The sequence below is a fragment of the Microbacterium sp. JZ70 genome (assembly GCF_053903225.1).
On the sequence record NZ_CP096405.1, the window covers coordinates 270,286 to 297,019 of the forward strand.

Below are 26,734 nucleotides of genomic sequence, written 5' to 3' on the forward strand. Positions count from 1 at the left end.
ACTTCATTGCATGGTGACGAGTTCAGATCATACTTCAAAGCGCCGCGTGCTCGTCACGGGTGCCGGTTCAGGCACCGGACGCGCCGTCGCGGAGGCGCTCGCGTCGACGCACGACCTCGTGCTGCTCGGCCGCCGTGCCGACCGCCTCGCGGAGGCCGCGGACGCCGCACGCGCAGCCGGCGCCGCGGTGACGGCGCGCGCCTTCGACGTCACGGCGGATGACCCGCGCGCCCTGCTCGACGAGATCGGGCCGGTCGACGACCTCGTGCTGTCGGCGGGCCTCAACGCGCCCCGCCGCGCGTGGGCCGATCAGCGCATGGACGAGTTCGAGGCCATCGTCGCGACGAACCTCACGGCGCCCGCCCGGATGATCGACGCGGCCCTGCCTGCCCTGCGGGCGGCGTCGGGCACGGTCGTGATCGTCTCGTCGATCGCGGCCTGGAAGACCTCCCCGGGGGCAGGCGTGGCGTATCGCGCGAGCAAGCGCGGCCTCCGCGCGCTCTCGGACTCGCTCAACGAGCAGGAGGCCGCGCACGGGGTGCGCGCGTCGATCGTGTGCCCGGGCGACATCGACACGGAGTTCCTGCACCAGCGGCCGAATCCGCCGCGCGGAGCTGCCCTCGAGGTCATGCTGTCGCCCGCCGACGTGGCGCGGGCCATCCGGTTCATCCTCGACAGCCCGCCGCACGTGCGGATCGACGAGCTCGTGATCAGCCCGCTCGGCACGGTCGCGCGATGACCTCGCTCGTCGCGGGCGTCGTCGACGCCCTCGGCGCGGACATCTGCGCCGGGCGGCTCGCGCCCGGAACCGCGCTCACCCTCGAGGCCGTGCAGGAGCGCACGGGCGTCTCGCGGCCGGCGGCGCGCGAGGCGATGAGCGCGCTCGCGACGCTCGGGCTCGTCGCCCCTCGGCGCCGGATCGGCTTCGAGGTCGCCGACCCGGAGCGGTGGCAGCGGCTCGCGCCGGAGGTCATGCGGTGGCGTCTCGCCGGGCCGGCTCGCGATGCCGTGACCGCCGAGCTCACCGCGCTGCGCGCTCTCATCGAGCCAGCCGCCGCGCGCGCGGCCGCCTCGGCGGCCTCGGCGTCGGACCGCGCCGAGATCGCCGCGCGGGCCGGCGCCCTCTGGTCGGCGGCGGCAGGAGCCGACCGCGAGGCGTTCGTCGCCGAGGACCGCGCCCTCCACACGGCCGTGCTCGCGGCATCCGGCAACAGCCTCTTCCGGGCGCTCGGCGGCCTCCTCGCCGAGTCGCTTCCCCCGCGCGCGCCCGACGCCGCGCACATCTCGCTCGAGGCGGCCCGCCGCCATCTCGAGCTCGCCGAGGCGATCACGGCCAGGGATGGCGAGCGCGCGGCGGCCGCGGCGCACGCGATCGCGGCGGCCGACGGCCCGTGATCGCCCTCCGCGCATCGGTCAGGAATCGAGAAGCCGCGGGCCGAGGCCATCCCTAGCCTGGGTTCATCAGGGACGAACCCGACCGAGAGGAGAGCAGGGATGACCGCATCGGATGGCCTCAGCAAGGAGGAGCGCGACGCCGTCAAGCAGCGCGCGAAGGAGCTGCGCGAGCAGGAGAAGGCGGGCAAGAGCCGCGCGGCGGGCGAGAAGGCCGTGCGCGACGCCATCGCGAAGCTCGAGGACGACGACAGGGCGCTCGCGGAGGGCTTCTTCCGCGTGGTGTCCGACGTCGCGCCTCACCTCGTGCCGAAGACCTACTACGGAATGCCGGGCTTCGCGAACGCCGAGGGCAAGATCGTCGTCTTCCTGCAGCCGGCGGCGAAGTTCAAGGCGCGGTACGCCACGATCGGCTTCGAGGACCGTGCCGCTCTCGACGACGGCGACATGTGGGCGACCGCGTTCGCGGTGCGCGCCTGGACGCCGGAGGTCGAGCAGCGGGTCGCCGAGCTCGTGCGCCGCGCGACGAGCTGACATCCGTGGCGAGGGAGGGCGGCGTGCCCGCCCTCCCTCCGCTCACGCGGGCTGGGCTTCGCGCGGGGCCGCCGTGTCCTCGAGCTCCTCGACGCTGCGGTGCGCGCCCTCGCAGAGGAGTAGCGTGCAGACCCCGAGCACGAGGCACGTGAAGATGCAGTACACCGCGACACCGGTCGGGTTGCCGCCGAAGACGACGAGCAGGCCGCTCGCGCGAGGGCGCTCGTGCCGGCCATCCTCAAGGAGGGTCCCGTCGACGCAATCGTCGCGCTCACCGGCCGACATGCGGCCGGTGCGGCGGCCGGATCGCTGGAAGCCGGCCTGCGGATTCCCGCCGACACGATGGTCGTCGCGGCATCCGACTCGGCGCAGACGCGGTTCGGACGCCCCGCGATCTCGGCCCTCGAGCATCCGCACCGCGAGATCGGCAACGCGCTCGTCGAGATGCTGCACGACATCATCTCCGGGCGCCCGCAGGAAGCGCCGAGGGCGCTCCAGTCGACCTACCGCCGCCGCGCGTCCACGGCGCGCGACGTGGTGTGAGGGTTCACTGTCTCGGCCGTTAAGCGGAGCGAGCGGGTCGGGATTCACCCCCCTCGGTCGTTGAGCGGAGCGAGGTTCCCTTCTCGGTCGTTGAGCGGAGCGAGCGCCAGCGAGCGCAAACGAAACGCCGCAAGCCGATCCCGGGAGCCGCCGCCTCGAGACGGCCGCGCGCACGCAGGACACGCGCGAACGGAGCATGTCTCGCTCTCGGCGGCCATAGGTAAGCTTTTCACTTACCTACACGGATCAATGTCGGTGCTTCACGGTAAGGTTCTCCCACGGAGTCACTGGCACAACAGGGCCCGGAGAGCAAGAAATCTTCGAAGAATCTTCGAGAAATGTCTTGCACCTGGTCGTAGTTGTGTTCTATCATGGGGTATGGCCTTCCCGTGGGCGCCCGATGAGGGGCAGGATGATCCGGCCGGCGCGGTGTGCGCCGCGGTCGGGCTGCTGGACGGGCTGTTCACACGGGTGGGGGAGGTGACGTCGGGCGATCTCGCGGGATTCACCGCGCAGCTGGAGCAGCTGGGGCGGGTCGTGGACGCGCTGCGGGTGCGGGCGGCGGGGGAGGTCGCGTGGCGGTCCCGGCGGGGCCTGGAACGGCCCCTCGCGGGAGAGCTGGGCTGTCGGGACGGGCGGGAGCTGCTCGAGCGGCTCACCGGGATCCCCGGGCCGGCGGTGTCCGCGCGGGTGCGGCTGGATGAGGCCACCCGGGACCGGGAAGGCCCCACCGGGCTCCCCGTCCCGCCGGCGCACCCGGCGGTGGCCGCGGCGGTGGAAGCGGGCCTGCTCGGGGTCGAGCCGGCGGCGCTGATCGTGAAGGCCGTCGCCACCGCCCGCCGCGGCGCGCCCGCCTCCGAGGCCGACAAGCTCGAGGTCATGGAGCGTCACCTCGTCGGGATCGCCACCGGCGCGATCGCGACCGACCTGGACGAGGCCGCACCCCCGGCGCAGATGACCTCCGCCTACCCGGACGGCACGGCCGCGGCCGTGCCGTGGAGCGTCGTGAAAGCCCACGCGGACGCGTGGGTGGACGTCCTCACCGCGGACGGGCTCCCGCCCGACCCCGAACGCCCCATCCGCAACCGCACCCTCACCCTCACCCCCCTGCCCGACGGGGCCTTCCGCGTCAACGGCACCCTCGTCCCCGAAGCCGGCGCCCTCCTGCAGAACCTCCTCTCCGCCCACACCAACCCCGCCCGCCACGTCACCTTCACCCCCACCACAGACCGCGACGACGAAAGCGGCGCGGCCGACGCCGACAACGGCGCCCACGGTGCGGCCGAGGCCGACAACGGTGCGGACGGTGCGGACGCGGCCGCAGGAGACTGCGCGGCAGGCGCAGCGGCGAGCGATGGCGCGGACGCGGATGGCGATGGCGGGTTCTTCGACGGGATCGACACCGAGACCCGCAACGACACGGACCCGTGGGGACCGGACGAGATCATCCACGACCCCCGCACCCCCGGGCAGAAGCGCCACGACGCGTTCTTCGCGATGATCCAGGCCGCCTCACGCGCCGCAGAGACCCCCACCCTCGGCGGCGCCGCCCCCACCGTCATGATCCACATCACCGCCGACGACCTCACCACCACAGACACAGACCCCAGCGGCGACCGCGACGGCGTGCATGACACCGCGGCCCACGGCCCGGGTTCCGCGTTCGCCCGCCCGCGGCGCGGCATCGCGCACCTCGACGGGGTCGACGCGCCCGTCCCGGCGACCGTGGCCCGCCGGATCGGATGCACCGGAGACATCCTCCGCGCCGTCTTCAGCCCCGAAGGACGCATCCTCGAGCTGCGCAGCATCCAACGCTGCTTCACCCCCACCCAGCGCAAAGCGATCGTCGCGCGCGACGGAGGCTGCATCATCCCCGGCTGCACCATCCCCGCCGCCTGGTGCGAGATCCACCACGTCCAAGACCACGCCCGAGGCGGACCCACCGAAACCGACAACGGCGTCCTGCTCTGCTGGTGGCACCACCACCACCTCGACACCTCCGGCTGGAACATCCACATGCACCACGGCGTGCCCTACATCGCCGCCCCCAACTGGATCGACCGACACCACCGCCACCGACCAGCACCCACCTCCCGAACCCGACTCCACGCCAAACTCACCCAACACCTCAGATGCTGACAACCGCGGGATCCGCAGTGAACCGCGTACCATGACCGCTGCTCGACCGCGCGGCCATCTACTCGCAGAGCCACAGAGGCAGACGCACCATGAAGAGCTCCGACAGTCGCGTCACCATTCGGCTGCCCGGATCGACCGTCTGGGCCGCGGCCAGGTACGCCATCGCGAGCGGTCGCTGCCCGCGCGCCCAGTGCAACCAGGCGAGCACGCAGAAGATCGGCACATCGAACAGAGCCGGCGCCAATGCTGCGGTCAGGCGCAGCACCTGGATGCCGCGGCACGCGCGCGATGTCGATGGCGCGCCGAGCCTCACCGCGAAGCACCCTTGCGAGTGGCGCGAACGTCGGCGGCGGCTGGGGCAGGACGACGTCGCCGTCAGCGTCGAGTCCGACCCGCTCGAGGCACGCCGTCAGCTCGGCGAAGCGCGGAACGTTCGCGTCCGCCATCGCCACGCCGAAGGCGACCTGCAGAGCAACCGCGAACGTGACGCCCGGAACGAGAGTGAGAAACAGCAGCTGCCCGTGCTGCTCCGGGCTGATCTCGGGGCCATCCTCATCGAGCATCGTCTCGACGAGCGCCACGAGAGCCGCGAAGACGCGCTCATTCGTCGGCACGTCGAGCTGATCCTCTCGGATGTGCTTCTGCGCCACCGTGAGACAGAGGGTCGGAAGATCGTCGAACAGATCAGTGATCTCCTCGAGCACGACGTCGCGCTCCTCCTCGCCGACGTACGGAAGATGGAGGGGAGGTCGGTCGGGCAGGAACCCGGAGGTGCTGAGCGCGCTCATCCCCTCATCGTGAAGCGGCGAACGACCCGGTCACCGCGCCGAGGGACGGTCCGAGGACGACGCGCGGGCGGACGAGACCCTGTGCACGCGGCGAGAGGATGGTCACATGAGCTACGAGGTCGACGAGACGGTCTTCGAGTACACGGCCCGCCGAGTTCGACTCGCCGCGAACGCGCAGTTCGATGCGCTCGTCGACGCGTTCGAGGCCGCGGTGCCTTCCCTGTCCGAGGCGGATGCCCGTGCGCAGCTCTCCGGCGATTGGGCCGCATTCATCCGCGGCCTGCAGTGGGAGTCGCCGAGCGGCTTCGTGCGTCTTGCGACCTCTCGCCCGAGCGATCTCCTGCAGCACGCGGGAAGCACGACGCGGAGCGTCGTCTGGACGATCGCGCACCACGGCATCGCCGCGCGACTGCACCGCCTCGATCCCGGCGCGATCCTCTCCGCCCACGTGCGCGTCGAGGCGCACACGACCGCGCAGCCCGGCACCATCCTGACCTTCGATGTGCCGAGCGCGCGCCTGCGCTCCTTCGAGATCAACAAGGTGACGCAGGGCGGAGCCGAGCTCGACCGCGCACTCGGCGACCTCATCGAGGATCTCGGCTTGCCGCGCCCGGCGGCCCTGCGGCGCTGACCGCCGCCCCGGGATAGCCTGGGCGGCGATGTTCAACAGCCCGCTCTCCGCGTCGCCGTACGAGGTGCTCGGCGTTCTCCGCTCGGCCGACGACGAGGAGCTCCGCCGGGCGTATCGCCTGCAGCTGCGGCGCACCCATCCCGATACGGGCGGCGACGCCGCCGCGTTCATCCAGGTGCAGCGCGCGTGGGAGCTCGTCGGCACACCCGAGGCTCGCGCCGCGTACGACCGCGATGACGGCGCGCAGCTGCAGTGGGCGGGGCGACGCACAACGGGCCGACGGGACACGCGACCCCGGACACGCTCGCACGGAGCCGCGGGAGCCTGGCGGCGCAGGCGCTACCTCGCGATGGCGGCTGAGTGGGCCGGAGAGGTCGCCGACCCGTACGCGCCCGCCTTCGTCCGGTCGGCGCCGCGGGAGCTGCGGCGGATGCTCGCCGACGCCCTCGCCGAGGAGGACACCGCGGCGATGATCGATGAGCTCGGCATGGGCTTCACGGCCTGGCACGACGTCGCGACGACGGCGGACGCGGACGACAAGCTCGACCATGTCGTCCTCAGCCCGACCGGCCTCTACGGCCTGACGAGCGAAGACTTCGGCCGCCCGGTCGCGTTCCGCGGCGGCGAGGTCATCGGTGAGGCGACCCCCGTCGCCGACCTGCTCGCGCGCATCCGCTCGGTCTCGCGCGCCGCGCGCGTCCGCTTCGGCGGCGCCGTGTTCGTCCTCCCCGACGACGACCTCGCCGACCCGGTCGTCGTGCTCGGCTCCGTGAAGGGACTGCCTGTCGCCGCCGTCCGCCGCAGCGCGCTGCGTGCGGTCCTCCGCGCCGGCATCCCCGGCGCGCAGATCGTCGGGGGCAACGTGCTGTTCGACGTCCGCACGCGCCTCGAGAGCGCCATCCGGTTCGTCTGACCTCGGACCGCGGCGCCTCGCCCGCGCATGCTCGAGCACGGATGGGCCGTCGCGCGCTCAGTAGGATGGCGCTGTGTCCGGCGGATCGCGTTCGCGGAGGCTCCTCATCGAGCTCGACGTCGACCGCGCGCGGGCGCTGGACGCCCTCGCGGAGCTGTACCACGCGACGCCGGAGCGGATGATCGTCTCATGGGCCGAGTACCACATCGACCGTCTGAGCGCGGGCCAGACGCCCGACAGCATCCCCTCCGGATGGCGGCCGGACGCCGGCACCTGACATGACCGACGAGGAGCGGTCGGCCGCTGATTCGCGGGAGGCGCGGCGACGGATCCGGGCGGCGAAGCGGTGGATGGGGATCGACATCACGGTGGATGACGCCGGCCGCGTCCGCATCGCGGACACGGACGCGGAGCGCGAGGGCGCATTCGAGGACTATGACCGCATGATCGCCATGGAGGCGCGCGGACACGTCCTGTCCGACGGACGGACGTGGAACCAGCGGTGGCTGAACACGTTCCGCAACATCCGCTCCCGCAGCGAGAACCCCGAGCCGCGAGTGGCGTACATCATCCGCCGCCGCAGAGAGGCGGGCCTGCCTGACCTGACCGAGGACGACGTCAGGCCCTCGGCCGAGCGGGGCTGACCTCGGACCGGAGGCGTCGCCTCAGTCGCCCCCGCCGAACTCGCTCACCGGCGCCATGTCGGCGAAGCGCGAGTAGTGGCCCTGGAACGCGACCTCGATGTTGGCGGTCGGGCCGTTGCGGTGCTTCGCGACGATGATCTCGGCGCCGCCCGGGTTGTCGTTCTTGTCGTACACCGACGGGCGGTGCAGCAGCATGACCATGTCGGCGTCCTGCTCGATCGAACCCGACTCGCGCAGGTCGCTCACCTGAGGCCGCTTGTCCTGGCGCTGCTCGGGCCCTCGGTTCAGCTGCGACAGCGCGATGACCGGCACCTGGATCTCCTTCGCGAGCAGCTTGAGCGCACGTGAGAACTCCGACACCTCCTGCTGACGCGACTCGACCTTCTTGCCGCTCGTCATGAGCTGGAGGTAGTCGATGATGACCATCTTGAGCCCGGCCCGCTGCTTGAGCCGCCGGCACTTCGCGCGGATCTCGACGAGCGTCATGTTCGGGCTGTCGTCGATGTACAGCGGCGCGTCGTTGATGCGTCCGCGCGTCGCGGCGACGGTCGTCCAGTCGCGCGAGTCGAGCGTGCCCTTTCGCATCGACTGCAGAGGGATGGCGCCTTCCGCGCTGAGCAGGCGCATCGCGATCTCGCTGCGCCCCATCTCGAGCGAGAAGAAGATCGTCGGCATGTCGTTCTTGATCGCCGCCGCGCGCGCGAAGTCGAGGGCGAGGGTCGACTTTCCCATCGCCGGTCGCGCCGCGATGATGATCATCTGCCCGCCGTGGAGGCCGTTCGTGAGCTGATCGAGCTCGCTGAACCCGGTCGGGATGCCGGTCATCTGGCCGTCGCGACCTCGTGCGGCCTCGATCTCGTCGACGGCCGCGTCGACCGCGACCGTGAGCGGCACGTAGTCCTCGGTCTGCTCGGTGCCCGTGACGTTGTAGATCTCGGCCTGGGCCGCATTGACGAGCTCCACGGCCTCGCCCTGACCCTGATAGCCCATCTGCGCGATCTTCGTGCCCGCGTCGACGAGTCGGCGCAGCAGGGCGCGCTCCGACACGATGCCCGCGTAGTAGCCCGCGTTCGCCGCCGTCGGCACGATCGACGTCAGCGAGTGCAGGTAGTCGGCCCCGCCCGCGCGCTGGAGGTCGCCCGTCTTGATGAGCTCGTCGGTCACCGCGACGACGTCGGTCGGCTCGCCGTGCGAGTAGAGCGAGAGGATGGCCTCGAAGATCACCTCGTGCTTCGGCACGTAGAAGTCGGGGCCGCGCAGGGTCTCGATGACATCGGCCACCGCGTCCTTCGACAGGAGCATGCCGCCCAGCGTGCTCTGCTCCGCGATGACGTCGTGCGGCGGGGTCCTGTCGCGTTCCCGAGGCCCCCCGAGACGGTCCTCCCCGATTTCAGCGATCGACACGCGCCCTCCTCTTCCGTTCCCCCGCGGGGGTGATCTGCTTCATGACACCAGCGACCACCGACACCGCCCCGACGAGGCTATGGGCAGCCACCCGCACCTTCAACGCGGCCTGTGGATAACTCTGTGGAGGGCCTGCGCAAAACGCCGTGGAGGGTGTGGAATCGCCCTGTGGAGAGAAAAGACTCGCCCGGGAGATCTCTCCACCGAAACGCCGCCTGACCTGGCCATCCTGTTTCGCACACCCTGTGGATGGATGTGTGATTAAAGGAGCACTTGAAGGTTTGTGGTAGGCCGTTCGCACTGTGTACAACCGCGCCTCCGAGAGTCCGATATGACGGCCAGGAGACCCGTCGCGAACACGACGAAGCGGCGCGGAGCCGATGGCTCCGCGCCGCTTCCGGCGTTCGCGAGAACTTACTTCTTGAGCGCGACGACCTGCAGCGAGATGACCGCGGTCACCTCGTCGTGCAGACGCACGAGCGCCTCGTGGTCGCCGACGGCCTTGATGGGCGACGGCACCGTGATGGTGCGCTTGTCGAGCTGGCCGAGACCGGCCTCCGCCACCGCGTTCGCGATGTCGGCCGGCTTGACCGAGCCGAACAGACGGCCCTCGGCGCCGGCCTTGACCGACAGGCGCACGCGGGCGTTCTCGAGGGTGTTCTTCAGGGCGACGGCGTCGTCGTGCGTCGCGATGGCACGAGCCTCGCGGGCCGCGCGGATGTCCGCGACCTGCTTCTCGCCACCGCGGCTCCACGCCACCGCGAAGCCCTGGGGGATGAGGTAGTTACGGGCGTAGCCGTCCTTGACCTCGACCACGTCTCCGGCGCTGCCCAGGCCGTCGACCTCGTTCGTGAGAATCAGCTTCGACATGGGTGCTCCTTAGCGGCCAGCGCCTGCGTAGGGCAGGAGCGCCATCTCGCGCGCGTTCTTGATCGCACGGGCGATCAGACGCTGCTCCTGCACCGAGACACCGGTGATACGACGGGCGCGGATCTTGCCGCGCTCCGAGATGAACTTGCGAAGGGTCGCGACGTCCTTGTAGTCAATGACGCCGACCCGGATCGACTTCGCGGGAGCGGCGTTCTTCGCGCCCTTCCGCGGCTTGCGGCGGTCGCCGCTCGACTTTCCAGCCATGTTGGGTCCTTTGAAAGTGTGAGTTCTGAATCAGAACGGGGTGTCGTCCGAGAACGACCCCGGGGTGCTCCATGCATCGGCGCCGGACTGGCCGGGTGTCGCCCAGGGCTCCTCCGAGACCTGCTGCTGCGGGCGCTGCTGCTGGCCGTAGCCGCCGCCAGCGCTGCCGCCGCCGTAGTTCCCGCCGACGGCGTTGTTCCCGCCGCCGTAGTTGCCGCCGCCGCTCGATGCGGCGCGGGTCACCTGTGCCGTCGCGTAGCGCAGCGAGGGGCCGATCTCGTCGACCTCGAGCTCGATGGAGGTGCGGCGTTCGCCCTCCTTCGTCTCGTAGGAGCGCTGACGCAGACGGCCCTGCGCGATGACGCGCATGCCCTTCGTCAGCGATCCGGCGACGTGCTCGGCGAACTCGCGCCACACGCTGGCACGGAGGAACAGGGCTTCGCCGTCCTTCCACTCGCCGGACGCGCGATCGAAGTTGCGCGGCGTCGAGGCGATCGTGAAGTTCGCCACGGGCAGGCCGTTCTGCGTGTAGCGCAGCTCGGGGTCAGCCGTGAGGTTCCCCACGACGGTGATGACGGTTTCGCCAGCCATGGTGCGTTAGGCCTTCGCCGCCGTCTTGCGAGCCGCCTTCTCCTCGGCGCGCTTCGCCTCGGCAGCCACCAGGGCGATGGCCTCCTCGGCGCGCAGCACCTTGGTGCGCATGATCAGCTCGTTGAGCTTGAGCTGGCGGTCGAGCTCGACCGTCGCCTCGCTCGTCGCGGTGAAGTTGACGACGGCGTAGATGCCCTCGTTCTTCTTCTGGATCTCGTATGCCAGACGGCGCTTGCCCCAGATGTCGACGTTCTCGATCGATCCACCGCGCTCGGTGATGACCGACAGGAACTTGTCGAGGTGTGCGGGGACCTGGCGCTCGTCGACCTCAGGCTGGATGATCACCATGAGTTCGTACTGGTGCGTCACTTACCCACCTCCTTCGGACTTGAACGGATGCCGGGCATTTCCCGGCACCAGGAGGGTGTGTTGCACGTTGTGCGGACGTGATCGCAGACAGGGCTGCCGTCGCACAACCTTCATAGCGTACCCGATCCGAGGGCGAAGACCCAAGCCCCCTTCCTGCGCCGACGCGCTCCCCGGGCACTTCCTCCCGCGAACTCCCGCCTCTTCGCCCCGGGGAAGGAGCTCGATACACCGCTGGATGCCACGGCATCCGTTGACGCCGCGCGCGCCCCGTCGCTAGACCGGAGGCAGAACGCCCGTCCGGGATCGTCTCGCTCGGGCCGACGAAGGGGGAGGTACAGACCATGGACTGGTCCGGAATCACCGCAGGGATCGGCGACATGCTCGCCGGTGTCGGGAGCTTCATCCTGCAGCTCATCGTTTTCCTCGTCATCCTGCTGATCGGATGGCTCATCGCGAAGAGCATCGCCAAGGCGCTCGAGTACCTCTTCAAGAGGATCGGATTCCAGCGGCTGCTCGACAAGGCCGGCATCACGAAGCTGCTCGCGCCGACGGGCATCGACCCGCTGACGCTCGTCGTCAAGCTCGTGTACTACTTCGTGCTCCTCATCGCGCTGCTGCTCGCGCTGGGCGCGTTCGGCCCTGACAACCCCGTGTCCGGGATCGTCACCGAGATCATCAGCTGGCTGCCTCGCGTGCTCGTCGCGGTCGTGATCGTCATCGTCGTCGCCGCGATCGCGAACTTCGTCGGCGACCTCATGCGACCCGCGCTCGCGAGGTTCCGCTTCGGGTCGATCCTCACGAAGATCGTCGTCATCTCGATCATCGCCATGGGCGTCATCGCCGCGCTCAACCAGATCGGCATCGCCGTCACGGTGACCATGCCCATCCTCGTCGCCGTGCTCGCCGCCATCGTCGGCATCGCGATCGTCGGCATCGGCGGCGGGCTCATCGCCCCGATGCGCTCGCGCTGGGAGAAGTGGCTCGGCGCCGTCGAGGGCGAGCTGGGCAGGGCCGACACGACGGCCGCGACGTCGGTGCCCGGCCCGCCGAGCACCACGCCGCCGACCCGTCGCGAGGCGACGACCCTTCCGCCCGAGCCGGGCACGCAGCTGCCGCCGCAGCCGCCCGCCGTCTGAGCGGACCCGCCGGCGCGCTCCTTCGCGTCGGCACGGATGCCGCGGCTCGATCATCGGGGGACGATCGGGCCGCGGCATCCGCATGCGAGCGAGACACCCGGCGCACGCACCGCGAGCAGCGGCCGTTCCGGCGCGCGCACCGCGAGCGCCACGGCGATCCCGGCGGATGTCCGCGGGCGGCTACGCGCGGAGGCGGCGGCGCAGCGCGGCGACGGTCTCGGGAGTGCCGCCCGCCGCGAGGAACCACGCCTCGGCGCCGCCTCGCGAGGCGAGGTCGTCGAGGAACCCCTCCATCGCCGCCGCCGGCGCCGACAGGATCTCCTTCGGGATGTCGAGCGCGAGCTGCACGCCGACGGTCCGCGCCGCGACCGTGCGCCGTGCGCGGGCGTGCACGTGCGGCATGTTCTCGGCCGTGCGGACGTAGTCCGCGACGATCTCATCGCCCGGCACGCCGACGAGGGCGAGAGCGAGCGCGACCGTGACGCCCGTCCGGTCCTTCCCCGCCGTGCAGTGGACGAGGACGGGGCCATCCGCCCGCGCGATCTCCTCGACCGCGCGCACGAGCAGCGCCGCGGCCTCGCCCTCGAGCATCGAGGCGTACATCCCGCCGAGCCCCGCGCGCAGGAACGCCGCGACCTCCTCCTCGTCGGCGTCCATGGTGGCGCGGCCGCCCAGGAGCGGCAGGTCCACCACCCGGCACACGCCGAGCAGCGGATGGTCCTCGCTCTTCTCGGCGTCGTCGCGGAGGTCGACGACGACGACGGGCGGCCACTCCCCCACCTCGGGGGCGTCGTCGCCCGAGTGCGGGGCGTCGCTGCGCAGAAGCACGCCCGGCCGCACGCGCGCGGTCGACGATGCGACGTCGCGGAGGTTCACCAGGCCTCGGGGGATCTCGCGGATGCTCATTCGTCCTCCTCGTGGGCGGCGTCGGCGGCCGGAGGGTCTGCGGCCATCCCCCGCCAGGCTACGCGGACGGCGTTCTCGCAGCGCGCGACGGCGGCGGGATCGTCGAAGTTCACACCCCGCACGACGAACTGATAGTAGAAGACGCCGTTGATGAGGTCGATGCACGCGTCGATGTCGAGATCGTCGCGCAGCTCGCCCCGGCGGACGCCCTCGGCGAGCAGCGCGGCGACGCCGCCGCGCCGTCGCGCGACGTGCGAGCGCCAGTACGCCTGCGCGAGCTTGCGGTCCGTCATCGCGAGCCGCAGCCGCATCCGAAAGCGCTCCTCGGTGTAGCCCGGCCCCGCCGATCCGGTCGTGTACGCCGCGAGGAGCGCCGCGAGCAGGTCGTCACCCAGCGGGATGCGCGGCGCCTCGCGCCCGACGTCGAGGGCCGCCGCGAGCAGATCGGTCATGCTCGGCCACCGCCGGTAGAGCGCGGCGCGGCTGACGCCGCTCAGCTCGACGACCCTGCTGACGGTCACCTCCTCGCCGCGCTCGAGCAGCTCGACCGCGGCGGCGAGGATCCGCGCGTCGTGTCCCTCGGCACGCGGGCGACCGGGCCGTCGAGCCGACGTCGCGCCGCCCTCCGCGATCCCGCTCCGCTCGACACGACGAGCGGATGGCGCGGCGCCGGCCCGCACGGAGGCTGCGGTCGCGCTCATGCGGCGAGCGCGCGCTCGCGCAGGCGGCCGATGAGCGCGTCGGTGAGGCCGGCGGAGCGGAGCGGAGCGAGCGGATCCCCGTGGCGCGTCGCGAGCGCGCCGAGCAGGCCCCGCATGGGCGCCGGCGAGAACTCGGCGCGAGCGGCCGCGCGGGCCGCGTCATCGAGATCGAATCCGTATCGCGCCATGAGCGGCTGCATGACCGGCGCGATCCGCCGCATGATCGCTGCGGTGTTCTCGCCCGTGCGGGCGTAGTCCGCGACGATGTCGTCCGGCTCGGCGCCGAGCGTCAGCAGGATCGCCGCCGCGAGCACCCCCGTGCGGTCCTGCCCGGCGGCGCAGTGGAACGCGACCGTTCCGGGGGTGTGCGCGATGATCGCGAGCGCCGTGACGATCTGCGCGGCGGCGCCCTCGAACATCCGCACGTACATGCCCGCGAACGACGACTGGTCGAGCTCGATGTCGTCGATGCCGTCGCCGATCGACGCGAGGAACGGCACGTGGTGGTAGTTCACGTCGGCGAGCGCTCCGAACGGCCCGCGGCCCGTGAGCGCCACCTCGTCGGAGGAGCGCAGGTCGACCACCGCCCGCAGGCCGGCGGCGACGAGGCGGGCGGCGTCTTCCTCGGTGACGATCGAGAGGTCGTCGGCGCGGATCGCGAAGCCCTCGCGCACCGCTCCCCCCGCGACGGGGATGCCGCCGAGGTCGCGGAGGTTGACGGGCGCGGAGAGCGCGATGGCGGGGGCGTCGACGACGGTCATGTGATCTTCCTTCGGATGACGGCGCTCGCCTGGTCGATGACCGTGACGAGCACGATGATGCAGATGACGATCGCGGAGAGGTGGCCGTAGTCGTACATCTTCATGGCGGTGGTGAGCTCGAGGCCGATGCCGCCCGCCCCGACCATGCCGAGGATCGTGGCGCCGCGGACGTTGCCCTCGAACAGGAGCAGCGTGTAGGAGACGAGGAGCGGGGCCGCCTGCGGCAGGACGCCGTACTGCACGACCTGGCGCGGCGAGGCTCCGACCGCCTGCATCGCGGTGACCGGTCCGCGGTCGACCGACTCCATGGCCTCCGCGAACACCTTGCCGATCGACCCGATCGAGCCGATCGTCATCGCGAGGATGCCGGCGAAGGGCCCGAGGCCGACGGCCGAGACGAACATGAGCGCGAACACGAGGTCGGGCAGCGACCGGATGACGTTCATGACCCAGCGCGTGGGGTAGTACAGCCAGCGCGGGGCGATGTTCGACGCGGCGCCGAACGCGACGAGGAGCGACAGCACGGCGCCGAGCACGGTCCCGACGATCGCCATCTGCAGGGTCTCCACGAGGAGCTCCGCGATCGTGCCGAACTTGTCCCAGGTCGGCGGGAAGAGGCGAGAGAGGAAGGCGCCCATGTTGACGGCGCCCTCGCCGAGCTTGCCGACGTCGAAGCCCGCACCCGTGAACGACCACACGAGGAGGAGGGCCGCGACGGGCAGCCCGAGCAGGAACCGCGCGCGCGGCACGCGGAAGGCCCGCTCCATCCGCTCCCGGTCCCGCGGGTCCAGCTGCGGGCTGCGCGGGGCGCGGTCGCTGGCGGCCCTCGCGGAGCCCGAGGCCCGCGCCGTGCGCTCAGGCGATGCCGTCGACATCCTGCTCCTCCTCGTCGTGCGCGTAGATCGGCTCGAGCGCGGTCGCGTCGAGGTGGGCGGTCGGCGCCGACACGAGCATCTCGCCGTGCCGGAGCCCGACGATGCGGTCGGAGTGCGCGAGCGCGAGCGGCATGACGTGCAGGCTCACGAGCACCGGGATGCCGTCCTCGCGGGCGATCTCGTGCAGCAGCTCGAGCACCTGGTGCGACATGCGCGGGTCGAGGGATGCCACCGGCTCGTCGGCGAGGATGACCTTAGGCGCCTGCATGAGGGCGCGCGCGATCGCGACCCTCTGCTGCTGGCCGCCCGAGAGCGATCGCGCCTCGTCCTGCGCCTTGTGCGCGATGCCGACGCGGTCGAGCAGCTCGAGCGCGCGGCGCCGGTGCGCGCTCGAGAAGCCGCCCACGAGGTTGAGCGGCCCGGCGTCGTGAAGCGCGCCGGTCAGGACGTTCGTGAGCACGCTGAGCCGGCCGACGAGGTTGAACTGCTGGAACACCTGGCCGACGGACGCGCGCACCCGCCGCAGCTGCCCGCGGCGCAGGTTCGCCATGTCGTACCCGCCGACGCGCACCGCGCCATCCGTGATGGGCGTGAAGCCCGTCAGGCTCTTCATGAGCGTCGACTTGCCCGAGCCCGACGAGCCGAGCAGCGCGACCATCTCTCCGGGGAAGAGGTCGAGGTCGACGCCGTCGAGAACCAGCGGGCCGTCTCCGTACGCGACCTTCAGCCCGCGCACCGAGACGAGCGGCAGCCGCTGGCGCAGCTCGGCCGTGGTCGGCTCGACGGCCGTGTCCGCGCGGCTCATCCGAGGTCCGAGATGTCGACGTCGGCGATCGCGGCGATATCCACGAACGGCTCGAAGAGCTCGTCCTCGGGCTCGAGGATCGGCTCGGTGCCCTGCATCGCCTCGAACATCGCGCCGAGGGCCTCGGCGTTCTCCTCGACGAAGACCTTCGGAAGCGCCTCGAGCAGGAGCTCCCGCTTGTCGTCGGCGATGCCCTGGTCGGCGAGCACGGTCACCGCGACGGGCATCGAGTCGCTCTCGCCGATCGAGCGCGTCTCGCCCTCGGCGAACGGGAACATATCGGTCCCCGTCATCGTGGGGAAGATCGTCGACGTGCACGCCACGTCGACCTGGCCCTCCTTGAGGGCGATGAAGCTCATGTCGTGGCCGCCCGAGAACATCGCCGTGTAGTCGGCGTCCTTCTCGAGGCCGGCGGCGTCGAGCATCGCGACGGGCATGAAGTACCCCGAGCTCGATGCGGGGTCGGCGAACGCGACGACCGTCTCGGGCGTGATGTCCTCGAGCGACTGGAGGGGCGAGTCGTCGAGCACGAGGCACGTCGACACGGGCTCGTCGCTGCCCGGCCACGCGACGAGCGCGTCGACCTCGCCCGTGTTGACGGCGAGCGCCGACGGGAAGCCGCTCATGAACCCGATGTCGACGTGGTGGTTGCGGATCGCCTCGACGACGGCCGTGTAGTCGGGCACGTCGACGATCTCGACCGCGCGGCCGGTCTCCTCCTCGACGAGACCGGCGAACGCCTCGATGGGGTTCTCGGCGGTCGGGTCGTCGCCGAGGGGCGTCGTGGCGAACGTGATGGGCGCGTCGGACGCGGCGGCCGCGGCATCGTCGGGTGACGAGCTCGAGCACGCGGAGAGGACGACGGCTCCGAGGGCGAGGAGGCCGAGGGCGGGGAGGGCGCGGGCGCGCATGGCGGGTGTCCTTTCGGGAGGAGATATCGCGACGGGCGATATCGAAAGGCAACCCGGTCGAGGTGACGCCGAATTACGAGACCGCCGTACCCGGAAGGGAATCCGAGGTGAACATCCCGTGACGGCGCGCCCGCCCCCTCACACCCCGTCGCGGTCGCTCGCGAGCCGCTGCGAGATCCACACGGGGATGAACGACAGCACGATGATGACCGTCGCGACCACGTTGACCACGCTCGCCTCGTTCGGCCGGGCCATCTGGTTCATGATCCACAGGGGCAGGGTGTCGACGCCGGCGGGCGCCGTGAAGATCGTCACGACGACCTCGTCGAAGCTGAGCGCGAACGCGAGGATGCCGCCCGCGGCGAACGCGCTGCGGAACTGCGGGAACGTGACCATGCGGAACGTCTGCCACGGCGTCGCGCCGAGGTCGGCGGAGGCCTCCTCGACGTTGGGGCTCAGTCTCCGCAGTCGCGCGAGCACGTTGTTGAACACCATGACGATGCAGAAGGTGCCGTGCGCGATGATCATGCCGAAGTAGCCGACGTGGATGCCGATCGGCTCGAGCAGCTGGTTGTAGGTGTTGTTGAGCGCGACACCCGTGACGACGCCGGGAAGCGCGATCGGCAGCACGACGAGCAGGTTCACGGTCTGCTTGCCGAAGAAGGCGTGGCGCTGCAGCGCGAAGGCGACGAGGGTCCCCAGCACGAGGGCGATCGCGGTCGCGCCGAGCCCGACCGCGACCGAGTTGCCCACGGCGGCGCGCACCGGCTCGCTCGCGAGCGCGGCTCCCCACCACTGCAGCGAGAAGCCGCGGATGGGCCAGCTCGCGATGCGCGCCTCGTTGAACGAGTTGAGCACGACGAGGAGGAGCGGCACGTACATGAACGCGAGGACGGCCGCGACGATGGCGCCGAGCGCGATCCGCGCGCCGAGGGAGAGTCTGAGCATGACGGCCTCACATCCGCTGCAGCGCGCCGGTGCGCTGCACGCTGATCAGGTAGATGACGACGAAGGCGATCGGCACGACCGAGAAGGCCGCCGCGATCGGGGGGTTGAGGTTGATGTTCGAGGCGATGACGCTGCCGATCATCTGCGTGGACCCGCCGACGAACTTGGCCGCGATGTAGTCGCCGAGGCTCAGCGAGAACGTGAAGATCGAGCCGGCGATGATCGCGGGCTTCACGAGCGGGATCACGACCGTGCGGATGGTGCGGCCCGCGCCCGCGCCGAGGTCGGCGGACGCGTCGAAGAGATTCGGAGGCAGCTGGCGGATGGCCGTGTAGACGGGCACGGCCATGTACGGCAGCCACAGGTAGGTGAGTGTGAGCACGACCGTGATCACGCTGAACCCGGGGCCCGTGATCCCGAGCGGCGCCATCACGGCGTTGAAGAAGCCGTCCTCCGTGAAGGTGATGCGCATCGCGAGGATCTTCACGAGGTAGCCCGCCCACAGCGGGAGCGTGATCGCGACCGCGAGCACGGCGCGCAGCCACGTCGGCGCGATCTTCGCCATGAAGATGCCCAGCGGCACCGAGATGAGGATGCAGAGCACGGTGACTGCGAGGGCGATCGCGAGGGTGCGCAGCGCGGTCGAGAGGTAGGCGGGATTCGCGACGAGCTGCTCGAAGTTGCGCAGGGTGAACCCGGGCTCGACCTTCGAGGTGAAGGGGTCGGTCACCCAGAACGCCGTCACGAGCAGCATGACGAGCGAGAAGATGTAGATGCCGATGAGCCAGGCCATCGGGAGCGCGAGCAGGCCCGCGAGCTGGAGTCGCCGTTTCATGGTCGTCCTGTCGTGAAGAGGAGACGGCGGGGCGGCTGGGGTCCGCCCCGCCGGGCTGGTCAGCTCTTGACGGAGAGCCAGGCGTCCGTCCACTGCTGGAAGTTGGTGCACGTCACATCCGTGCGGCCGTCGACGCACTGCTCGATCGGCGTGGTCCAGAACCACACCTTGTCGAAGTACTCCTCGTCGGTCGCGTGGTAGTACTCGCAGTGCTCCTTCGCCTCGTCGCTCGTCTCGCAGAAGGCGGCGTTGGCGGGGGCCATGCCGAAGTTCATCGCGATCGCACCGTTCACCTCGGGCGACGAGGTGTAATCCATCCACGCGTACGCGCAGTTGGGGTTCTCGGCTTCGGCCGCGAGCATCCAGGCGTCCGACCATCCGGTCGAGCCCTCCTCGGGCAGAACGCTCTTGAACTTCTCGTCCTCGGTGAGCTTGCGCAGCACCTCCCACGACGTGCCGAGCACGGTCGTGCCGCCGACGAAGGAGGTGATCTGCGCGGCCGGGTCGGCCCAGTACTCCGACACGATCTCGTTCTGCTGCTGGAGCAGCTCGATCGCGGCGTCGAGCTGGGTCTGGTCGAGCGCGTACGGGTTGGTGATGCCGAGCTCGGGCTCGTGCGCCATGAGGTACACCGCCGCGTCGGCGATGTAGATGGGCGCGTCGTACGCGATCACCTTGCCGGCGTAGGGGCTGTCGGCCTCCCATGCGACGTCCCAGCTCGTGGGCTCCTCGGTGACGACCTCGCTGTTGTACTGCAGGATGTTCGCACCGCGCCCGATCGGCACGCCGTACGACTTCCCGTTGATGGTGTCGTAGACCTGCCCCTTCATGCCCTCGACGATGTCGTCTCCGAAGTTCGGGATGAGATCGAGGTTGAGGGGCGCCACGTCGCCGCCGGCGATGAGGCGCAGGCTCGCGTCGCCCGACGCCGACACGAGGTCGTAGTCGCCGGTGCGCATGAGCTGGACCATCTCATCGCTCGTGCCCGCCACGCGGCGGTTCACGACGCAGCCGGTCTCCTCCGTGAACGCGTCGCTCCATGCGGGCTCGACGAACCCGCTCCACGCGACGATGTTCACCTCGCCCTCGTAGTCGCCGAGCTCCTCCTGCATCGGCACGTCGGGGACGTCGATCTGGAGCCCGCCGGCGGCCTCCTCGCCGCCCGCGGCCTCCGACGTGCTGCTGCAGCCGGTCACGGCCAGCAGCGAGACGGCGACGAGCGCCGCTGGGGTCATCATCCTGGATCGCATGTGATCGCTCCTCGTTCGGTTCTTCTGTGATGGGTGGATGGCGGATGGCCGCGGTCAGGGAAGGCGCGCGGCGTGGTCGGCGAGCCAGCCGACGCGCACGGCGGTGCCGCGCTCGACGGCCTCGGCCGCGGACGGATGGTGGGCGTTGGGGCGCTCGGCGATGAGCTGCAGGCCGCCCTCGACGTCGACGAGGTACCGGGTCGACGGCCCTGTGTAGACGACCTCCGCCACGACGCCCGCGACCGTCACCTCGCCGGGGCGCGGGTGCTCGTCCGGCCCGAGCACCCGCACGCGCTCGGGCCGGATGCTGAGCGCCTCGCGGCGGCCGGCGATGCGCTCGGCCGCGTCTGCGGGCAGCAGATTCGAGAGGCCGAGGAACCGCGCGACGAACTCGGTCTGCGGGTACTCGTACACCTCGCGCGGCGTGCCGATCTGCTCGATCCGACCGCCGTTGAAGACCGCCACGCGGTCGCTCAGGGTGAGAGCCTCCTCCTGGTCGTGCGTCACGAAGATGAACGTGATGCCGACCTCGCGCTGGATCTGCTTGAGCTCGATCTGCATCTGCTCGCGCAGCTGCTTGTCGAGCGCGCCGAGCGGCTCGTCGAGCAGGAGCACCTGCGGGCGCAGGATGAGCGCACGGGCGAGGGCGATGCGCTGACGCTGGCCGCCTGACAGCTGGTGCGGGAGCCGCTGCGCGACGTGGGCCAGCCGGACCTGCTCGAGTGCGGAGCCCACCCGCTCGCGGCGCGCGGCCCTCCCCTCGCCCCGCACTCGCAGGCCGTACCCCACGTTCTCCTCGATCGTGAGATGGGGGAACAGCGCGTAGTCCTGGAAGACCGTGTTGACCTGCCGTCGGTGCGGCGGCACCCGGGTCACGTCGACGCCGTTCAGCGAGATGGCGCCCGACGTCGCGTCCTCGAAGCCGGCGATCATGCGCAGGACGGTCGTCTTGCCGGAGCCGGACGGCCCGAGCATCGAGAGGAACTCGCCCGGGCGGACGTCGAGATCGAGATCCTTCACGGCGTCGAACTCGCCGAACGTCTTCGTGACACCGCGGAGCGAGACAGCACCCACGTGCGGGTCGCCGGACTGCGGGCGGGCGGGTGCGGCAGCGGGCGATGAGCTCATCGCTCCTCCTCGGATCATCGTCGAACACGGAAGCTGAGGTTTAACATATGAACCCATAGTTCATATTTCAAGTCTCGAAGGCATAACGTTGGGACGACCGCTCTCGAGGGAGGACCGCTCATGGCCGCACAGGCGCCGCCGCACGCCGTCGCCTCCTCGGGCCCGCGTCGCCTGCAGGGCGCGCTGTTCCAGCCGATCGGCGACGAGGGGCGCGCCGCGCTCGTCGAGCGACGCCTCGATGAGGCGATCACCGGCGGGCACCTGCGCGCGGGCGAGCGCCTGCCGAGCGAGACCGATCTCGCGAAGAGCTTCGGGGTCGCCCCGGTCACCGTCCGCGAAGCGCTCCTCTCGCTGCGCTCGCGCGGCCTCGTCGTGACGCGGCGCGGCCGGGGCGGCGGCAGCTTCGTCGCGGAGGATGCCGACCCGCTCGCCCACGCGCGCGACGCGGTCCGTCGCGCGACGCGGACCGCGCTGCGCGACATGGGCGTCCACTACGCCGCCATCACGGGCGCGGCCGTCCGTCTCGCCGCACGGCGTGCCGACCCCAGCGAGGCGCGCCTCGTCGCGCGCCACCTCGAGCGGCTCGACCCGGCCGACATCGAGGCCTGGCGCCGCATCCTCGACGACGCTCAGCTCGAGCTGGTCGCGCTCAGCCAGTCGGCGCGGCTGACCCGCGTGCAGATGCAGCTGCAGGCCGAGCTCTCCCCGTACCTGCGGCTCATCGACGCCGACGCGTCCGCGCGCGACGCCTACCGCGCTGGCCTCGAGCGCGTCGTCGCGGCGATCGAGGCCGGCGACGACGTCGGCGCCGGCCGCGAGGTCGAGGAGATGACGGCCGCCGTGATCGACACCCTCATCGAGCTGCGCTCGCGACCCGCCGCGAGCGCGGACGACGTCCCGTGAACCTCAAGGAGGAGGTCAGCATGCACCAGGACACCGACACCGCCGTCGACCGTGCCGCGTCGATCGTCGAGAGCTACTTCCGCGCGCCCGTGGACAGCCTCGTCGAGACCGCCGCCGCCGTCTCGCGGGATCTCGACGCCGTGCGCGCGGCCGCGCCGCTCACGGTCTCCGAGCTCGACGCACTCGTCCAGCCGCACGCGATGACGCTGCTGGCGCTGCCCGACCTCGCCGTGTACGGCGCGGGCTACGTCGCGGCGATCGACCTGCTCGACGACGCACGCAGCCACCTCGCCTGGTGGCAGGGCAGCGACCGGTCGCGCCTCGTCCTCGCGGCGCAATCGCTCGGCAAGGAGCGCATCGACTACAGCGAGATGGAGTGGTTCCGCGTGCCGCACGCGACGGGCCGCCCGCACGTCGCCGGCCCCTACGTCGACTACCTCTGCAGCGACGAGTACACGGTCACCATCGCGGCGCCGGTCGCCTCCCGTGGCGCGTTCGCCGGCGTGGCCGCGCTCGACCTGCTCGTCGACTCGATCGAGCGCGACCTCACGCCGCGCCTCGAGGAGGTGGGGCTCCCGGTGACCCTCGTGAACGGCGTCGGCCGGGTCGTCGTGTCGACCGACCATCGCTCCGGGGCCGGCGACTCGGTGCGCGGGAGCCGCCTCGCGACGCTGCCTCGCGTCTCCTGCGGCGAGGTCGCGCTCGACGTCATCGTGGGGTGATCCGCGCGCTCTTGTAGCGTGAAGGCCATGTCCGGAACGACGCAGCAGAGCGTGCCGTTCGACGCGCGCCCCCTCACCGAGCCCGTCGACCGCGCCGACGTGAAGCGGTTCGCCGACGAGCTCTCGCGACGCTTCCCGAGCGGCACCGGGGCCGGCGCGGTGATCGCGGTGATCGCGATCGTCTTCGTCGGCGTCATGATCCTCGGGTTCGGCGGCCTCATCCTGTCGATCCTGTTCATGGTCACGGACGCCGACGGCGGCTCGGGCGCCGGATTCTGGGTGTCGCTCGGCATCGCGGCCCTCATCACCGGCGCGGTCGTCTGGGGCGTCCGGGCGTTCCAGGGGCAGCGCCGCGAGCGGCAGTACCGGCTCGACCGCTTCGCGCGCGCGAACGGCATGAGCTACCTCCCGTCGCTCGGCGACCCCGCCCTCCCCGGCATGATCTTCGGGCTCGGTCGCGCCCGCCGCTCGAACGATCTCGTGCGGGGCGAGGCGCCGCGGTTCGCGGAGTTCGCGAACTACCAGTACACGACCGGCTCGGGGAAGAACCAGACCACGCATCGCTGGGGCTACGTGGCCATCCGACTCGACGCACCGCTGCCCCACATCGTGCTCGATGCCGTGGGCAACAACACGATCTTCGGCTCGAACCTCCCGGTCGGCTTCGACAAGGACCAGCGGCTGTCGCTCGAGGGCGACTTCGACCGGCACTTCGCGCTGTACTGCCCGCAGGGCTACGAGGCCGACGCGCTCTACCTCTTCACGCCCGACATCATGGCGCGCTTCCTCGACCACGCCGGGCAGCTCGACGTCGAGATCGTCGACGACTGGCTGTTCCTCTACACGCGGCGCGAGGTCTCGACGCTCGATCCCGCGACCTGGGCGTGGCTCTTCTCGGTCGTCGCCGCCCTCATCCACAAGCTCGATCAGTGGGGGCGCTGGCGTGACGAGCGGCTCGCGGCGGGCACGGGGGTGCCGCGTCCGATCGCCTCGGGGCACCACGAGGCGCCGGCCTTCTCGGCGGCCGCGCCCCTCACGCCTCCGCCGCGCGGCGTCGCCGAGCCGGGTCGGCGCCTCAAGCGCCGGTTCTCGTGGTTCGGCGTCGTCATCATCGCCTTCGTGATCCTGCAGTTCGTGCTGCAGGTGATGGGCGTGCTCGACTGAGCGGATCATCCGCGCCGATCGCGACGCGGCGCCCGCTTTCGCGATACCAGCGGGCGCAGAGGAGCACGACGAGCCCGAGCTCGACGACCCCGCCCGCGTAGTACATCGTGAGCGCGCCGAGCCGCTCGTCGGCGACGGAGGTCGCCCCCGGGGGATGCGCGTAGAGGAGCTTCGCGAGAACCGCGTGCGACGCCATCGCGAGGACGAGCACGATCGCGCGCGTCGTCCATCGGCTCGGATGCGGGTTCGGGTCGACGCCGATCAGCGCGGCCGCGAAGAGGTAGCCGGCCGCGACGGTGTGCGCGTGCACGACGAGGTGCACGAACGGGCTCGCCTGCATCGCCTCGTGCAGCGGCGTGAGGTGGATGAGCCACAGGCCGCCCGAGGAGAGGAGCGCCGCGGTCACGGGGTGCGCGAGCACGCGCACGGGCGCGCTGCGCAGCAGGCGCGACAGCCGCCGCGCGGGCGTGACGGGGAGCGTGCGGAGCGCGAGGGTGACGGGCGCGGCGAGCACGAGCAGGATCGGGGCCAGCATGCCGCCCACGACATGGCCCCACGTGTGTCCGACGAAGCTGCCGTGAACGGTCGAGGCGAGCGGCTCGACGACCGGCGCGGCCGCGGCCGCGATGCCGACGCACCAGAGGGCCATCCGGTGCACGGGCCACGGCCGCCCGCCTCGCCGCGAGGCGATCGCTCCTGCCGCGTACGACGCGACTGCGAGCGCGGCGAATGCGAGGACGACGACGTCGAGCGGGACTCCCGCCCCGTGGGCGTGCGCGTGGCCGTCGGACATCGGCGTCATCGCTCGACGTGCGCCCACGCGGCGGCCGGGCGCGTGCGGACGACGAGGACGAGGCCCGCCGCGAGCAGCAGGACGGCGATTGCGTTCCAGGCGATGTCGTAGGGCAGGACGTCGTCCACGTACCGGATCTGGTGGAGCCCGAGCACCTTGTGCTGGATCGTGCCGTCGTACAGCTGGAAGGCGCCGGCGCCCAGCAGGGCTCCGCCGACCCAGCGCGGCGTCCAGAGCGCCCCGCGCCGCGCGACATCCGCGAGGAGGAACAGCCCGGCCACGGTGCCGAACCAGCTGAAGGCGTGGAAGAGCCCATCCGACACGAGGCCGGCCGCGGGGGTGCCGCGGTCGTAGAAGTGGTGCCAGTGCAGGATCTGGTGGAACACGGCCTCGTCGACGAACGCGACGAGGCCCATGCCGAAGAGCGCACCGGCCCACGCGGTGCGCGTCGCGTACGTGCCGCGCGCGGCCCACAGGGTCCGGGGGTCAGGAGATCCGGCCATGCTCCGACGCTCTCGCGTGCGCCGTCGCCATCCAAGCCATGGACATCCGCCGACCCGTCGTGCTACGCGCGGCGTCGCACAGTGCCGAGCCATCCGCAACCCCCTCGCGCCATCCGAGCGCCCTGCGCAGACTCGACGCGACGAGGAGGACACATGAAGGCGCTGACGTACCGAGGTCCGTACAAGCTCCAGGTGACGGAAAAGCCCGACCCGCGCATCGAGCATCCGAACGATGCGATCGTCCGCGTGACGCGGGCCGCGATCTGCGGGTCGGACCTGCACCTGCTGCACGGGATGCTCCCGGACACGCGCATCGGGCACACGTTCGGCCACGAGTTCATCGGCGTCGTCGAGGAGGTCGGCGGCTCGGTGCAGCGCCTCGCGGTCGGCGACAAGGTCATGGTGCCGTTCAACATCTTCTGCGGGTCGTGCGCGTTCTGCCGGCAGGGCCTCTTCTCGAACTGCCACAGCGTGAACGCGAACGCGACGGCCGTGGGCGGCATCTACGGGTACTCCCACACGGCGGGCGGCTACGACGGCGGGCAGGCGGAGCGCGTGCGCGTGCCGTTCGCGGACGTCGGGCCCATGGTCATCCCCGAGTGGCTGAGCGACGAGGACGCGCTCATGCTCACCGACGCGTTCACGACCGGCTACTTCGGCGCCCGGCTCGGGCACATCGAGGAGGGCGACACCGTCGCGGTCTTCGGAGCGGGCCCCGTGGGGCTCGCCGCGGCGCGCTCGGCCTGGCTCATGGGCGCGGGCCGCGTGCTCGTGCTCGACCACCTCGACTACCGCCTCGAGAAGGCGCGCTCGTTCGCGTACGCCGAGACGCACGCCCTGTCGGAGATCGGCGATCCCGTGCTGCACCTCAAGCGCGAGACCGACCACCTCGGGGCCGATGTCGTGATCGACGCCGTGGGTGCCGAGGCCGACGGCGGATGGCTGCAGCACGTGACCGCCTCGAAGCTCAAGCTCCAGGGCGGCTCTCCGGTCGCGCTGAACTGGGCGATCGACGGCGTGCGCAAGGGCGGCAACGTCGCCGTGATCGGAGCGTACGGCCCGCTGCACAGCGCCGTCCGGTTCGGCGACGCGATGAACAAGGGGCTCACGATCCGCGCCAACCAGACGCCCGTGCGCGCGATGTGGCCCGCCCTGCTCGACCACGTGCGCGCCGGCCGGCTGGCGCCGCGCGAGCTCGTGACGCACCGGCTGCCGCTCGACGACATCGTCGACGGCTACCACATGGTCTCGGCGAAGCTCGACGACTGCATCAAGACCGTCGTCGAGGTCTCGGACGACTGAGGAGGATGG

At 71.2% G+C, this 26,734-nt stretch carries 31 protein-coding genes and 1 pseudogene; 14 read left to right on the forward strand and 18 right to left on the reverse strand.

Features of this window, described 5'->3' with window-relative positions; genetic code table 11:
- Positions 1-10 precede the first annotated feature (10 nt).
- From M1D46_RS01205 to M1D46_RS01225, 5 genes and pseudogenes are all read left to right on the forward strand, one after another.
- On the forward strand, positions 11-739 hold the full coding sequence (locus tag M1D46_RS01205; RefSeq protein WP_456286337.1) for an SDR family oxidoreductase: 729 nt from the start codon (positions 11-13) through the stop codon (positions 737-739).
- Positions 736-1,395, forward strand: a complete 660-nt coding sequence (locus M1D46_RS01210) for a FadR/GntR family transcriptional regulator (RefSeq protein WP_456286338.1) — start codon at positions 736-738, stop codon at positions 1,393-1,395. The genes M1D46_RS01205 and M1D46_RS01210 overlap by 4 nt, the downstream gene beginning before the upstream one ends.
- A gap of 99 nt (positions 1,396-1,494) precedes the next feature.
- Positions 1,495-1,926, forward strand: a complete 432-nt coding sequence (locus M1D46_RS01215; RefSeq protein WP_456286339.1) for an iron chaperone — start codon at positions 1,495-1,497, stop codon at positions 1,924-1,926.
- Positions 1,927-2,142: 216 nt separating this feature from the next.
- Positions 2,143-2,469 (forward strand): annotated as a pseudogene (locus M1D46_RS01220) (substrate-binding domain-containing protein); the annotation flags it as partial.
- 378 nt (positions 2,470-2,847) lie between these two features.
- Entirely contained in the window at positions 2,848-4,608 is a 1,761-nt protein-coding gene (locus tag M1D46_RS01225) for a DUF222 domain-containing protein (protein WP_456286340.1), read from the forward strand.
- Here M1D46_RS01225 and M1D46_RS01230 read toward each other — a convergent pair.
- Positions 4,503-5,396 (reverse strand): hypothetical protein, encoded by an 894-nt coding sequence (locus M1D46_RS01230; protein ID WP_456286341.1) that lies wholly within the window; start codon positions 5,394-5,396, stop codon positions 4,503-4,505. The two genes, M1D46_RS01225 and M1D46_RS01230, sit on opposite strands and share 106 nt — an antisense overlap.
- Positions 5,397-5,502: 106 nt before the next feature.
- On the opposite strand from M1D46_RS01230, the gene M1D46_RS01235 reads away from it, so the two are divergent.
- The 4 genes from M1D46_RS01235 to M1D46_RS01250 all read left to right on the forward strand — a co-directional run bounded on the left by M1D46_RS01235 (position 5,503) and on the right by M1D46_RS01250 (position 7,584).
- The gene (locus M1D46_RS01235) at positions 5,503-6,027 is read left to right on the forward strand and encodes a hypothetical protein (protein WP_456284086.1); all 525 of its coding nucleotides are present in this window, start codon (positions 5,503-5,505) and stop codon (positions 6,025-6,027) included.
- Between the two features lie 28 nt (positions 6,028-6,055).
- On the forward strand, positions 6,056-6,940 hold the full coding sequence (locus M1D46_RS01240; protein ID WP_456286342.1) for a J domain-containing protein: 885 nt from the start codon (positions 6,056-6,058) through the stop codon (positions 6,938-6,940).
- Positions 6,941-7,013: 73 nt separating this feature from the next.
- Positions 7,014-7,217, forward strand: a complete 204-nt coding sequence (locus tag M1D46_RS01245; RefSeq protein WP_271174087.1) for a hypothetical protein — start codon at positions 7,014-7,016, stop codon at positions 7,215-7,217.
- 73 nt (positions 7,218-7,290) lie between these two features.
- Complete coding sequence (locus tag M1D46_RS01250) at positions 7,291-7,584, forward strand: hypothetical protein (RefSeq protein ID WP_456286343.1); 294 nt, start codon at positions 7,291-7,293, stop codon at positions 7,582-7,584.
- Between the two features lie 21 nt (positions 7,585-7,605).
- On the opposite strand, the gene dnaB is transcribed toward M1D46_RS01250, so the two are convergent.
- The 5 genes from dnaB to rpsF form a co-directional block, all read right to left on the reverse strand.
- Positions 7,606-8,988 (reverse strand): replicative DNA helicase, encoded by a 1,383-nt coding sequence (dnaB, locus tag M1D46_RS01255; protein WP_271174088.1) that lies wholly within the window; start codon positions 8,986-8,988, stop codon positions 7,606-7,608.
- 414 nt (positions 8,989-9,402) lie between these two features.
- A complete protein-coding gene (rplI, locus tag M1D46_RS01260; RefSeq protein WP_271174089.1) occupies positions 9,403-9,858 on the reverse strand; it encodes a 50S ribosomal protein L9 in 456 nt (151 codons plus the stop codon).
- Between the two features lie 9 nt (positions 9,859-9,867).
- Positions 9,868-10,122 carry a 30S ribosomal protein S18 gene (rpsR, locus tag M1D46_RS01265; protein WP_029146075.1) on the reverse strand — a complete coding sequence of 85 codons (255 nt, stop codon included), beginning with the start codon at positions 10,120-10,122 and terminating at the stop codon, positions 9,868-9,870.
- Positions 10,123-10,152: 30 nt separating this feature from the next.
- Complete coding sequence (locus M1D46_RS01270) at positions 10,153-10,713, reverse strand: single-stranded DNA-binding protein (RefSeq protein WP_271174090.1); 561 nt, start codon at positions 10,711-10,713, stop codon at positions 10,153-10,155.
- A gap of 6 nt (positions 10,714-10,719) precedes the next feature.
- Positions 10,720-11,082 (reverse strand): 30S ribosomal protein S6, encoded by a 363-nt coding sequence (rpsF, locus tag M1D46_RS01275; protein WP_271174091.1) that lies wholly within the window; start codon positions 11,080-11,082, stop codon positions 10,720-10,722.
- A gap of 341 nt (positions 11,083-11,423) precedes the next feature.
- Between rpsF and M1D46_RS01280 the strand changes: the two genes are divergently transcribed.
- On the forward strand, positions 11,424-12,218 hold the full coding sequence (locus tag M1D46_RS01280) for a membrane protein (protein WP_456286344.1): 795 nt from the start codon (positions 11,424-11,426) through the stop codon (positions 12,216-12,218).
- Positions 12,219-12,398: 180 nt separating this feature from the next.
- Here M1D46_RS01280 and M1D46_RS01285 read toward each other — a convergent pair whose 3' ends face one another.
- The 10 genes from M1D46_RS01285 to M1D46_RS01330 all read right to left on the reverse strand — a co-directional run bounded on the left by M1D46_RS01285 (position 12,399) and on the right by M1D46_RS01330 (position 21,338).
- Complete coding sequence (locus M1D46_RS01285) at positions 12,399-13,124, reverse strand: tyrosine-protein phosphatase (RefSeq protein WP_456286345.1); 726 nt, start codon at positions 13,122-13,124, stop codon at positions 12,399-12,401.
- Positions 13,121-13,825, reverse strand: coding sequence for a TetR/AcrR family transcriptional regulator (locus M1D46_RS01290; protein ID WP_456286346.1), 705 nt, complete (start codon positions 13,823-13,825; stop codon positions 13,121-13,123). The genes M1D46_RS01285 and M1D46_RS01290 overlap by 4 nt, the downstream gene beginning before the upstream one ends.
- On the reverse strand, positions 13,822-14,586 hold the full coding sequence (locus M1D46_RS01295) for a tyrosine-protein phosphatase (protein WP_324013556.1): 765 nt from the start codon (positions 14,584-14,586) through the stop codon (positions 13,822-13,824). Before M1D46_RS01295 ends, M1D46_RS01290 begins: the two co-directional genes overlap by 4 nt.
- Positions 14,583-15,461, reverse strand: coding sequence for a phosphonate ABC transporter, permease protein PhnE (gene phnE / locus M1D46_RS01300; RefSeq protein WP_456286347.1), 879 nt, complete (start codon positions 15,459-15,461; stop codon positions 14,583-14,585). The genes M1D46_RS01295 and phnE overlap by 4 nt, the downstream gene beginning before the upstream one ends.
- Positions 15,442-16,266, reverse strand: a complete 825-nt coding sequence (locus tag M1D46_RS01305) for a phosphonate ABC transporter ATP-binding protein (RefSeq protein WP_456286348.1) — start codon at positions 16,264-16,266, stop codon at positions 15,442-15,444. Before M1D46_RS01305 ends, phnE begins: the two co-directional genes overlap by 20 nt.
- On the reverse strand, positions 16,263-17,177 hold the full coding sequence (gene phnD, locus M1D46_RS01310; RefSeq protein ID WP_456286349.1) for a phosphate/phosphite/phosphonate ABC transporter substrate-binding protein: 915 nt from the start codon (positions 17,175-17,177) through the stop codon (positions 16,263-16,265). The genes M1D46_RS01305 and phnD overlap by 4 nt, the downstream gene beginning before the upstream one ends.
- A gap of 138 nt (positions 17,178-17,315) precedes the next feature.
- Complete coding sequence (locus tag M1D46_RS01315) at positions 17,316-18,125, reverse strand: ABC transporter permease (protein WP_456286350.1); 810 nt, start codon at positions 18,123-18,125, stop codon at positions 17,316-17,318.
- 7 nt (positions 18,126-18,132) lie between these two features.
- Positions 18,133-18,960, reverse strand: coding sequence for an ABC transporter permease (locus M1D46_RS01320; RefSeq protein ID WP_271174100.1), 828 nt, complete (start codon positions 18,958-18,960; stop codon positions 18,133-18,135).
- A 59-nt stretch (positions 18,961-19,019) separates the two neighbouring features.
- Positions 19,020-20,210, reverse strand: coding sequence for an extracellular solute-binding protein (locus M1D46_RS01325; protein WP_455969672.1), 1,191 nt, complete (start codon positions 20,208-20,210; stop codon positions 19,020-19,022).
- A gap of 54 nt (positions 20,211-20,264) precedes the next feature.
- Positions 20,265-21,338 (reverse strand): ABC transporter ATP-binding protein, encoded by a 1,074-nt coding sequence (locus M1D46_RS01330; RefSeq protein WP_456286351.1) that lies wholly within the window; start codon positions 21,336-21,338, stop codon positions 20,265-20,267.
- A gap of 120 nt (positions 21,339-21,458) precedes the next feature.
- Between M1D46_RS01330 and M1D46_RS01335 the strand changes: the two genes are divergently transcribed.
- The 3 genes from M1D46_RS01335 to M1D46_RS01345 are packed head-to-tail and all read left to right on the forward strand — an operon-like array spanning position 21,459 to position 24,127.
- Positions 21,459-22,241, forward strand: coding sequence for a FadR/GntR family transcriptional regulator (locus M1D46_RS01335; RefSeq protein WP_324013550.1), 783 nt, complete (start codon positions 21,459-21,461; stop codon positions 22,239-22,241).
- Positions 22,242-22,261: 20 nt separating this feature from the next.
- Positions 22,262-22,963, forward strand: coding sequence for a cache domain-containing protein (locus M1D46_RS01340; RefSeq protein WP_421075906.1), 702 nt, complete (start codon positions 22,262-22,264; stop codon positions 22,961-22,963).
- A gap of 27 nt (positions 22,964-22,990) precedes the next feature.
- Complete coding sequence (locus M1D46_RS01345) at positions 22,991-24,127, forward strand: hypothetical protein (protein ID WP_456286352.1); 1,137 nt, start codon at positions 22,991-22,993, stop codon at positions 24,125-24,127.
- On the opposite strand, the gene M1D46_RS01350 is transcribed toward M1D46_RS01345, so the two are convergent.
- Positions 24,072-24,920 (reverse strand): cytochrome c oxidase assembly protein, encoded by an 849-nt coding sequence (locus M1D46_RS01350; RefSeq protein ID WP_456286353.1) that lies wholly within the window; start codon positions 24,918-24,920, stop codon positions 24,072-24,074. The two genes, M1D46_RS01345 and M1D46_RS01350, sit on opposite strands and share 56 nt — an antisense overlap.
- Positions 24,921-24,925: 5 nt before the next feature.
- Positions 24,926-25,423 carry a DUF2243 domain-containing protein gene (locus M1D46_RS01355; protein ID WP_455969741.1) on the reverse strand — a complete coding sequence of 166 codons (498 nt, stop codon included), beginning with the start codon at positions 25,421-25,423 and terminating at the stop codon, positions 24,926-24,928.
- Between the two features lie 153 nt (positions 25,424-25,576).
- On the opposite strand from M1D46_RS01355, the gene M1D46_RS01360 reads away from it, so the two are divergent.
- The gene (locus M1D46_RS01360) at positions 25,577-26,725 is read left to right on the forward strand and encodes a zinc-dependent alcohol dehydrogenase (RefSeq protein WP_324013541.1); all 1,149 of its coding nucleotides are present in this window, start codon (positions 25,577-25,579) and stop codon (positions 26,723-26,725) included.
- The last annotated feature ends 9 nt before the right edge of the window (positions 26,726-26,734 follow it).